We start from the raw sequence: 10,794 nt of genomic DNA, 5'->3' as shown, positions 1-10,794 counted from the left end.
AAAAAAAATCAAAACTTAACATTGTTCTTATTAAAATTATCTCGTTACAATATCTATGTTAGATACATATAAAATAGCATAAGAGTATACAAAATTTACTCTTTGCGTCCTTATATCATCTAAAAATACTGTTGTCGAATTTTTGTTTTTGCTCTTAATGCGTAGCTATTAACTTTAATGTTAATTTATCTCTATTGTGTATTCACTACACGAAATTCAAGATTATTCTCAAAAAAAATGATAGCTAAATTTTTGGAGTTGTAGTTTCCACACTAAAATTTTGAATACGATGACGTAATAGATGATCGAGCAAAACAATTGCGAGCATAGCTTCCACAACAGGCACCGCACGAATACCTACACAGGGATCATGACGACCTTTTTTTTTAGCAGCGATCTGCGTTAACTCTCCATTTTTGCTAATGGTTTGAGCAGGAAACAAAATACTTGAAGCTGGCTTGAAAGCAATGTTAACAACAATTTCTTGACCAGTAGATATACCTCCTAGGATACCACCGGCATGATTACTAGAAAAGCCATCGGGTGTAAGCAAATCACGCTGTTTACTTCCCTTCTGTTCGATGACATTAAAACCATCACCAATTTCAATACCTTTGGTTGCACTGATGCTCATAAGAGCATGAGCAATATCTGCATCTAGGCGATCAAATATGGGTTCACCTAATCCTACAGGTACATTGATTGCGACCACTTGTAATTTAGCACCAATCGAATCGCCTTCCTTTTTCAAATCATAAATTAATTGTTCAAACGCATCAACTTTATCAATATCTGGACAAAAAAAGGCATTATTTTCTATCTCATCCCAATCAATCTTATCAATTACAACAGCACCCATTTGAACTAAGTAAGCACGCACTTCTACATTGAAATTTTCCTTTAGGTACTTTTTTGCAATCGCGCCTGCAGCGACACGCATCACAGTTTCACGAGCTGAAGAGCGCCCTCCTCCACGATGATCGTAAATACCATATTTTTGGTAATAAGTGTAATCAGCATGATTTGGACGGAACTTATTTTTAATATCTGAGTAATCTTTGGAACGCGAATCAGTATTTGTAGCTAATAAGCCAATGGAAACACCTGTAGTTTTACCTTCAAAGACACCAGATAGAATTTTTACTTCATCAGCTTCGCTGCGTTGTGTCACGTAAGGTGAACTACCCGGACGACGACGCGCTAAATCATATTGCAAATCTTCTTCTGTAATAGCAAGACCTGGAGGACATCCATCAATGATACATCCCAACGCAATACCGTGACTTTCTCCAAAAGTAGTGACTCGAAAACTTTCCCCTATACTATTTCCTACCATGATTATTATCCCAATTATTCTTAAAGCCGAAATATTTTCTATTAACTGGTATATAGTAAAAATTAATTAGTGTACTTTGAGATTTGCTCATAAGTAATTACAAATACACCATGACCACCATTTTTAAATTTGATCCACGTAAATGGAATATATGGATATTCTTTTATTACATGCAACATCGAATTGCCAACCTCGCAGATCAAAATACCAGTATCACTTAAGTAATTCGCTGCATTCGCAAGAATACAACGCACCAATTTTAAGCCATCAGTTCCAGCAGATAAACCTAATGTTGGTTCATGACTGAATTCATGCGGAAGATTGTTCATATCTTCTTCGTCTGCATATGGTGGATTTGATATGATTAAATCATATCGCTCTTTTGGTAAGTCATGAAATAAATCTGAACAAATAGGAAAAACCTGATGATCCATACCATAACTTTGTATGTTTTGTTCAGCTACCTGTAGTGCATCCATTGAAATATCAATTGCATCAATTTCCGCTTCTGGAAAAAGATGGGCACAGGCAATTGCAATGCAGCCACTTCCCGTACACAAATCCATAATTCGCCGAGGTTTCGCCAACAAAAACGGATAAAATTGTCTTTCAATTAGTTCAGCAATTGGTGAACGAGGTATTAGCACGCGTTCATCCACAAAAAACTCTAATCCACAAAACCAAGCCTTATTAGTTAAATAAGAAGTTGGAATGCGCTCGTTGATACGCCTAATAACACGTTCAACAATAAAGATACGTTCGCTAGTGGTCAATCTAGAACCGAGTACATATTGAGGTACATTAATCGATAGATATAATGTTGGTAATATAAGCTGGATAGCCTCATCCCAAGCATTATCTGCGCCATGACCATAAAACAAGTTAGAAGCATTAAAACAACTTGCAGTCCAACGAATCATATCTTGAATAGTACGAAGTTCGGAAACTTCCTCTTTTTTTAAAAAAATGTCCAAAACTACCTCTTATCAAGTAACTTATACAGCCATATTTGATCAAAATTTTCTAGAATTTTTAAAAAAAACGGAACTTCACAACCATCTAGATACTTTCTTCTACTAATATCTAATTGAATATTTCATATACAATCTTGAAATAAAACTTTTGAAATCTCATTTCACCGATAGGGAAAATACCTTCCAATACTCTGGACAAAAATAAACTTTAATATTTTATCCCTTTCGTTCCTCATGAAAGTTGACTATCATCGACAACTATTTTCCCAAAATATTAGGCATATAAAATGCGAATACAATACAATCTGATTATTACATTATGCTTAACGGGATGTCAGCTGATCCAATTTTTCGAACAACCTCTATCTATTATAACTGATTCATCATCAATTACTATGCCTAAAAAGCAAAATGCAGACTTATCTGAACCAAAACTTGACTCAGAAAAAATAAGTTCAACATCAACTATTGCTCCTCACTTTCAAGAAGATGTCTGGCAACGTATTGCAATGCAACTGAAGATGGATATTCCAAACCATAAAATTGTAGAGTATTATCGAAATTGGTACATTGATCACCCTAATCATTTGAAAGTAGTATCCAAACGTGCTGAACCATTTCTATATCTTATTATCAATAAGATTGAACAACGTAATATGCCATTAGAAATTGCTCTTATTCCCATTGTCGAAAGCTCATTTGATGTACTTGCATACTCAAGCTATAGTGCATCTGGACTTTGGCAATTTGTACCAAGTACAGGAAAAATGTATGGCTTAAAACAAAACTTTTGGTACGATGGAAGACGTGATATTTCAGCTGCTACAGAAGCAGCACTAGATCACTTAACCTATTTGAATAAACGCTTTGATGGACAATGGACTACAGCAATTGCTGCTTACAATAGTGGTGGGGGACGCATGTCCAGAGCAATTCAAAAAAACAATAAACTCGGTAAATCCACTGATCTTTTATCACTCGATTTACCGAAAGAAACGAGTAACTATATATTAAAATTACTTGCGTTAGCAGATGTGATTGCCAATCAAAAAAAGTATGGAATTGATATTCCAGTTATCAAAAATAAAGCTGTAGTTACACTAATAGATCCTAAAGAGCAACTAGATTTAGCCACAGCTGCCAACTATGCAGGCATATCAATTAAAAAACTACAAAATTTAAATCCAGGCTACAATCAATGGGCTACAGGACCCGACGGTCCTTATCAGCTGCTTTTACCAGTAGATTCTATCAAAAACTTCCAAGAAAAAATTAAAAAAAAATGTAGAAAAAACATGAAACTAATCCATTACCAGGTAAAACCTGGAGATAATTTAAGCATGCTTGCGAAAAAATATAGTACCACAGTCGAAGCAATTAAAAAGAGCAATGAACTCTTGCATAACAAGATCCGAATCGGGCAAAACTTAATTATACGTACCTCTTCTAAAGATAAAAGCGCTTACGCATGAGTCCTATGCTAAAAAAATAATAATTTTAAACAGATCTTAAAAACCGCTATTAGTAAAGATAGATCGTAGATAGAATCTCAAATTAGATAGCACATATCAATTTGACTAAATTATTTTACTGCAAAATGTTCTAAGATATAGTATAAGTAGGCAGGGTTAGATAGTGGTGCAACGCTAGATCGTTGTTTATAAAATGCATATGCCACATTTAATGTAGAAAACACCGTTAAATCTATCATTAAGGGTAAAACGGGTGATTGATGAAAGCAGTAATACACAACAAAAAAAAATTTGAAAAGCCCACTTCGTGGTTACAGCTTAAGAATGGTCGATGGATAAGCGGATCAATCCAAGCTCGTTTAGATGAGTGGTACCATAAGTTATTTGGAGAGCACATGCTCAAATTAGGTGGACTCAGTTGTGAACTGCTTAGTCATCACTGTAATATTCAACATCAAGTGAACTTAGACATCCACAATCCTTTATGCAACGTCATTGCAAATCAAAAAAACTTACCTTTTTTAGAAAAAACATTCAACGCAATCATCATGTCACATCAACTTGACTACTGTAATAATCCACATCTTGTATTGCGTGAGGTTGACCGAGTTATGATTGACGACGGTTACTTGATCTTAACAGGATTCAATCCTATCAGCTTCGCTGGGCTAGCAGGCTGGATTCCATGGAGAAAAAAAAATTTGCTACAAAATAAGTATATGTTTACACCTTACCGGCTTAAAGAGTGGTTAACGTTACTTAATTATCAAGTAATTCATTGTGATTTATATGCATTGTTTCCTATGCAATATTACCAAAACATATGGACTTGGTTTGAAAACAACCTAGGTGATTGGAGCACACCAATCAGAAGCTTGTATTTCATTGTGGCAAGAAAACGAACCTACCCGATCAAGCCAATCAAGTCACACTGGGAATTAAAACGCTCTTTATTTCCAATGAATGCAAGTTATAGACTAAACAAAGGAAAAAATTGGTCATCTTTCGTTAACTAGTATTGATAACCGGTATCTTTCTCAGTAGGGTTTGCTGCAGACATGCGTGCTAACTCATCGCATATTTCATTTTCTCTATGGCCACTATGACCCTTGACCCAACGCCAATCTATTTGATGTAAAATGGCTTCTTTATCCAGTGCTTCCCAAAGATCAATATTTTTGACTTTTCTTTTATTCGCTCTCTTCCAACCATGTTTTTTCCAAAGGTATATCCACTTCTTATTAATGCCTTGGCATACATACTGACTATCTGTTGTTAAAACAACGTTACAAGGTTCTTTTAAGGTTTGCAACGCAACAACAACTGCTAGCATCTCCATACGATTATTCGTCGTAAGAACATAACCTTGAGTTAATATTTTCTCTATATGATTATAACGCAAAATAGCACCATAACCACCAGGACCTGGATTACCTAAGCAGGAACCATCAGTAAAAATTTTCACTTGCTTCATCACAATTTGATATGATTAAGATATATCATCTGAACAGTCTTACATACAATTTACTATGAATGCTAGAAATAATTCTAAAAATAAACGTGTTGTTGTTCTAGACACTGAAACAACTGGTATAAACAAAAAAGGTGGAGCACCTTGTTACGGACATCGTATTATCGAGATCGGTGCTATTGAAATAATTAATCGTAAATTAACTGGACGTTACTTCCACGTCTATATTAAGCCAAACTGTGTAATTCAACCTGAATCGATCGAAGTACATGGAATTACCAATGCATTCCTATCTGATAAACCCGAATATCATGACATTCATGAAGAATTTTTAGAGTTTATTAAAAATTCTGAACTTGTAGCTCACAATGCTCCTTTCGATATAAGTTTTATTGATCATGAATTTCTAATGCTCAATAAGAAAATTGGTAAAATAATCGATTACTGTGAAGTAACTGACACACTCGAAATGGCTAAAAAAATGCCAAAAATGCCAACAAGAAAAAACCTTAATTCTTTAGCTAAACATTACGCTCTAGATATTTCTACCCGCACTTTTCACGGAGCATTACTTGATGCAAAAATTCTTGCTGGGGTTTATTTAGCAATGACAGGAGGGCAAAGCAATTTGCAGCTTACCTCCGGATTAAGAAATAGTTGTAATGAAAAATGGCTACAAAATAATACAGCGAATAAACAAAAAAAACTCAAAATTCTATATGCAACAACCGATGAAATAAAAACACATAAAACAAGATTAGATGCTATGAAAAAGACAGGTGCTTGCCTATGGGGATCGAGTGGAAGAGACAAAGCCTAAATTGCTGGAAAATAAAAACTACTTCAAAATTTGACCGTTTACTCGAAGGTTGATTTTAAAAAAATCCAGGTAACCTCATTATTTATTGGGAGGTAGAATGTTTAAATTTAACGCTACTGCATTAACATTAGCATTAATTATATTGTTTGGTACAAGCAATAGCTTTAGTGAAGAAAATAATGAAAAAGAACTTTCAATGTCGCTGCTCAATAATCGTTTTCGAGTTGATCCTACCGTTGAACGAATTACTTTCATCATTCGTCGCATAAAACAATCACAACCTGCTATTTTAGTTCGGCCTGATGGTAAAAAATATTATGCATGGCGTAACCCAGAAAATGTTCACTGGTATCAAAACTCATTGATGGATATTATATCTATTGAAAAACCAATGCCTGGACCATGGCAGGCTATCGGAAAAATTGATAGTCAGAATAAAATTCAACTTGTTTCTAACTTGACACTCCAAGCAGACACTTTACCGAAACGTTTATTTAATGGTGAAATCATTAAGTTCAAAGCACAATTGCTCAATCAAGGTAACCCTTTACTAATAAAGGATTTTTTAGATAACGTGAAATTAAAAGTTACTTTCCATAAATTAACTTCAGAAGACAACGCATTAGAACAAAACATTCTACCAATAGCGGAAATAACTGATGAGTTTGCCGATAATGGTAAAAAATTTGATGAATATCCAGGAGACGGCATATTTACCGTTCCATTAATCATTAGATCTCAACCAGGAAAATATCGTGTTGAGATTACTTCAAGTAATGATATTTTTCTAAGATCTGAAGAACAAATAGTTTCTATCTATCCTAATCCTATAAAAACTAATTTTATCCAAGGAATAAACAAAAACTCACATCAAATTGTTTTCTCTGGAAAAAAAGAAACAATCGCACCCGGTTCTTTAACAGCATCAGTCGAATATTTTGATAACAAAAACACATCAACAATAATTCAAAATACGACAAAAGAGAGAGAAATGACACTAATTCTAAATCTTGCAAACAAAGGAACAGTAGGAACACTTAATTTGTATAGTAGTATATATGCAAACGATATGGATTCTAATCGTCCATTACACTTTATAATAGAAAAAAACTACAGAATATTAAAACAAATGGACTACAAATTAATTCAAGAGGTAGAAGAAAGTAAATTGAAAATACAACAAAATAAGAAAAAAAACATACGTAATATCATAGTCATAATGATTAGCAACATAACCATAGTAGGATTAGCAGTTTGGTTTGCTCGCCGCTTGAAAAGACATTAAAGCATGGACATTCACTATTTCAATTGCAGTAAATAATCAACTAAATCAAAGTACTCATCTATGGTTTGAACCGACTTAGCTTGAATAAGATAACGACCATTTACAATAATCGCCGGAACTGAGGAAAGGTTAGCATTTCGAAAACGTTTATCAAAAAAACGTACCATTCCATCAACAGCAAAACTACTAAACACCTTGTCATATTGTACGGGATCAATGCCCTCATCAAGAAAAATTTGACGTAATTCTGCTTCATTTTTAGGTGTGCTACGCATATCGTGGATACGATTAAACAATACTGGAACCATTTTGTTCTCAATTTTGAGAATAACCATAGTTGCATAGGCCTTACCCATCGCTTTTCCCATCGTGCCACCCATAAAGGAAACATGATTTTTATTAATCTTCACGTTGTCAGAAAATTTAATTTTTAATTTTTCCATTACAGCCTCAAAAGAACTACAATGCTGACAGTAAAATGAAAAAAATTCAATGATGCTCGGTCTTTCGGAAAAGATTTCTGAACTTAATACCTTGTAATGCTCATTTACCTTATAATTAGCAGAGTTAGCAGTTAAATTAAACATCATTAACAAAGCAATTCCCAGTGAAAAAAAATTCTTCATTATTGAACTCCGTTTTATAGATTAAGATCTACTTACGAAAAAAACAAAACTTGAATATCAAAAAGATATACTTAATAAAAGAGAATAAACAAATGCTTTATCTAGTTAATTCATCCATTTAACAAATCGACTTTCTACTTCAAAATTAGAATTTTGAGTGTCTGAAAGTACAAAACGAATAGCCGTGACCGGTAAATTTAATTCGTTTGGATAAACCCCAAGACTCATAGGTAAGTTACATATCTCTCCAGGTTTCACTTTTACACTTTTCTTACCATACCACGAAACATCAGAAAAACCTTTAACATTCAATCTATATTCTTGTACTCGTTGCGTCTTATTAATAATCTTAAGTATATAAGTATTTTCAACTTCACCTAAGTTATTAACTTTAAACAATTTATTGCGATCTCGCAAAACACTTAAACCTACGGAATCAACAGAAGAAAGCTGCATTCCAAAACAAGTTAACATTATCAGAAAAACTCCACTATATACAAATAATTTAGGTCTAAGTATCTTCGTATAATGACCTGATAAACGACGTTCAGTAGTATAACCAATGAGCCCTTTTTTATAACCCATATGAGCCATAGTTTTATTACATATGTCAACACAAGCACCACAATTAATACATTCGTATTGCAAACCATTACGAATATCAATACCTGTTGGACACACTTGCACACACAGATCACAATCAATACAGTCACCAAAGCCTAAAACTTTAGGGTTTATTTTACGTGATCGAGGTCCACGATTTTCACCACGTTGAAAATCATAGCTAACAACAAAAGTATCTCTATCAAACATCACAGACTGAAATCGAGCATAAGGACATATATGAACACAGATAATTGAACGCATCCAACTAGCGTTAATGTAAGTACATCCTGAAAAAAACAATACCCAAAAAGTGGACCAAAAACTAAAATTTAAAGCAAAAAAATCAATTATTAGATTCTCCACCGATATAAAATAACCAACAACAGTAAAACCTGTTAGTAAGGCTATCATTAGCCAAACAACATGTTTAACTGTTTTTTTAATAACTAATTGAATAGTAAGTTTATTAAGATCCTGTTGACGACGTTTATTAGCAGGACCCTCAAGTTTTTCTTCAAACCAAATGTAGATAAATGTCCAAACTGTTTGCGGACAAAGATAACCACACCAGATTCTCCCAAAAAAAGTAGTTAAAAACAACAAACCAAAAGCTGCAATCAAAAAGAAAAATGCTAATAACGTTAAATCTTGCGGATAAAAAGTAACAGAAAAAAAATTAAATTGTTGTTCGACGATATCTAATAAAATAGCTTGACGTTCACCATAGGACACCCATGGCATAAAAAAGAAAATTAACAACAAAAAAGTAGCAATAAAACGACGCAACCTTTGAAAAGTACCTTTACTTTTTCTAACGTAAATTCGATTGCTAGGATTCAGTCGATCAATATTTCTTTTATACGTACTCGAAGTAAACTTTTTTAGAGTAATATCTTTGATATCAATTTGATCCTGATTCACGAAGTTTATCATTTCCTTTTGAGTACACCCTAATTACTCTGCATTCAACAAATTCTCATGTTTAGAAATATAAAAGAAAATCTTGAAATAATTTTTCAAAAAATACGATAAATTTTTTAAAATTATGCGAAGCATATATACTAGGTCTAATACTACGATTTTTAATCTTCTTAATCAAATTAAGAAAACCATCTCAGAATAGAAATTCTAATCACAAAAAAACTATTGAAAATAAATATAATCACTCGATCCCTTTTGTTTGCCGCATTGAGAATCGACCAACCAGTATCCCATATATCAATTAGTAATCTAAAATAAATTTCTATAAAAAAGCAAAAATAATGTGAAAAGGGTACTTGAATTTTAAAAAAGGAATTAAATAGGAGGTACTGATGTCATTATTTAAAAAAACTCTTACAAATTTCGCTATTGGTTCTGCAAAAGTTGATTCAAGCTTAAAGCAAGAGATTCTTTTCCCAGGTCAAAATACGAATATCACAATTCATGTTTATGGTGGATGTAAAAAGGAAAAAATAGATTATATCGGGTTAAAACTATGCTGTTGCTACACTGAAAAAATATTCAATAATTCAAGCAAAAACAATAACGAACAAAACAAAAAAATCAAGCAATCATATACTTTAAGCGAATGGAGTTCGCCATACGAGTTTCTCATCGAAGCTAGAAAAATTAGAAATTTTAGTACTACTCTAAACGTTCCATGGAATACACCAGTAACAATTGGTAATGCTAAAGTTTGGTTAGAAAGCAAAATGAAAATCTCAATGAAGATTGATTTAATAAATAAAAAAATTTTGACTGTACGTCCTGATCCATTAATGGATAGCATTTTTAGTACATTAGAAAAACAAAGTTTACGAATACGAAAAGTAGTATGCAAAACAGTTCAAGGTTTTGACGATTTACCTTTTATGCAAAAATTTGAATTTATACCAATCCCAGGACCTTATTACGGTTGTTGGCGTGGACTTGAATTCATTGCGCGCAGAACTAATGGGGCTCTTAAACTATGGATAGATATTGATCGTAACCAAAAAGATTCAAAAAAAATACCTTCTTCTAGCTTCAGCAAATTAAAAAGTCATCTAGAAATTCCAGTACAAAAAACTACTACCGAAGCTAAAATGATGATACTGGAATACTTAGATGACATCTCATCACAACATGTGCGACCCCTATTTTAGATAGGTGGCGGAGAGATAGGGATTTGAACCCTAGATACGTTATTCACATATGCCGGTTTTCAAGACCGGTGCTTTCAA

9 protein-coding genes and 1 pseudogene are annotated in these 10,794 nt (G+C 33.3%); 5 read left to right on the top strand and 5 right to left on the bottom strand.

Translation table 11 applies throughout. The features are described 5' to 3' along the window. Positions 1-244: 244 nt before the first annotated feature. Positions 245-1,336, bottom strand: a complete 1,092-nt coding sequence (gene aroC, locus CF67_RS02280) for a chorismate synthase (protein ID WP_034413863.1) — start codon at positions 1,334-1,336, stop codon at positions 245-247. Positions 1,337-1,398: 62 nt separating this feature from the next. Then, entirely contained in the window at positions 1,399-2,310 is a 912-nt protein-coding gene (prmB, locus tag CF67_RS02275; RefSeq protein WP_034413861.1) for a 50S ribosomal protein L3 N(5)-glutamine methyltransferase, read from the bottom strand. A 287-nt stretch (positions 2,311-2,597) separates the two neighbouring features. Here prmB and CF67_RS02270 point away from each other — a divergent pair. Together CF67_RS02270 and CF67_RS02265 are read left to right on the top strand one after the other, a co-directional pair. Continuing rightward, positions 2,598-3,779, top strand: a pseudogene (locus CF67_RS02270) (transglycosylase SLT domain-containing protein); the annotation flags it as partial. A gap of 263 nt (positions 3,780-4,042) precedes the next feature. Then, positions 4,043-4,798 carry a methyltransferase domain-containing protein gene (locus tag CF67_RS02265; protein WP_034413859.1) on the top strand — a complete coding sequence of 252 codons (756 nt, stop codon included), beginning with the start codon at positions 4,043-4,045 and terminating at the stop codon, positions 4,796-4,798. Here CF67_RS02265 and rnhA read toward each other — a convergent pair. Beyond that, complete coding sequence (gene rnhA / locus CF67_RS02260) at positions 4,795-5,259, bottom strand: ribonuclease HI (RefSeq protein WP_034413858.1); 465 nt, start codon at positions 5,257-5,259, stop codon at positions 4,795-4,797. The genes CF67_RS02265 and rnhA overlap by 4 nt on opposite strands. 52 nt (positions 5,260-5,311) lie before the next feature. Here rnhA and dnaQ point away from each other — a divergent pair, with 52 nt between their 5' ends. Continuing rightward, on the top strand, positions 5,312-6,073 hold the full coding sequence (gene dnaQ, locus CF67_RS02255) for a DNA polymerase III subunit epsilon (RefSeq protein WP_034413856.1): 762 nt from the start codon (positions 5,312-5,314) through the stop codon (positions 6,071-6,073). A 97-nt stretch (positions 6,074-6,170) separates the two neighbouring features. Beyond that, entirely contained in the window at positions 6,171-7,358 is a 1,188-nt protein-coding gene (locus tag CF67_RS02250; protein WP_052538054.1) for a TIGR03503 family protein, read from the top strand. 14 nt (positions 7,359-7,372) lie between these two features. Here the strand turns inward: CF67_RS02250 and CF67_RS02245 are convergent, their stop codons facing one another. Beyond that, a complete protein-coding gene (locus tag CF67_RS02245) occupies positions 7,373-7,984 on the bottom strand; it encodes a thiol:disulfide interchange protein DsbA/DsbL (protein ID WP_034413854.1) in 612 nt (203 codons plus the stop codon). A 105-nt stretch (positions 7,985-8,089) separates the two neighbouring features. After that, positions 8,090-9,511 carry a cytochrome c oxidase accessory protein CcoG gene (gene ccoG / locus CF67_RS02240; RefSeq protein ID WP_034413852.1) on the bottom strand — a complete coding sequence of 474 codons (1,422 nt, stop codon included), beginning with the start codon at positions 9,509-9,511 and terminating at the stop codon, positions 8,090-8,092. Between the two features lie 392 nt (positions 9,512-9,903). Here ccoG and CF67_RS02235 point away from each other — a divergent pair, with 392 nt between their 5' ends. Continuing rightward, positions 9,904-10,716, top strand: coding sequence for a sporulation protein (locus CF67_RS02235; RefSeq protein ID WP_034413850.1), 813 nt, complete (start codon positions 9,904-9,906; stop codon positions 10,714-10,716). Positions 10,717-10,794 lie beyond the last annotated feature (78 nt).

The sequence above is a fragment of the Candidatus Photodesmus blepharonis genome (genome assembly GCF_000731795.2).
Classification (GTDB): Bacteria; Pseudomonadota; Gammaproteobacteria; order Enterobacterales; family Vibrionaceae; genus Vibrio; species Vibrio blepharonis.
Note: the sequence above shows the minus strand (reverse complement) of the source record. Positions and strands in the feature narration are given on the sequence as shown.

What these genes read in the sequence shown, in the direction of transcription:
- aroC (WP_034413863.1), bottom strand. Translation starts at nt 1,336, where the DNA reads ATGGTAGGAAATAGTATAGGGGAAAGTTTTCGAGTCACTACTTTTGGA.
- CF67_RS02265 (WP_034413859.1), top strand. Translation starts at nt 4,043, where the DNA reads ATGAAAGCAGTAATACACAACAAAAAAAAATTTGAAAAGCCCACTTCG.
- dnaQ (WP_034413856.1), top strand. Translation starts at nt 5,312, where the DNA reads ATGAATGCTAGAAATAATTCTAAAAATAAACGTGTTGTTGTTCTAGAC.
- CF67_RS02250 (WP_052538054.1), top strand. Translation starts at nt 6,171, where the DNA reads ATGTTTAAATTTAACGCTACTGCATTAACATTAGCATTAATTATATTG.
- CF67_RS02245 (WP_034413854.1), bottom strand. Translation starts at nt 7,984, where the DNA reads ATGAAGAATTTTTTTTCACTGGGAATTGCTTTGTTAATGATGTTTAAT.
- CF67_RS02235 (WP_034413850.1), top strand. Translation starts at nt 9,904, where the DNA reads ATGTCATTATTTAAAAAAACTCTTACAAATTTCGCTATTGGTTCTGCA.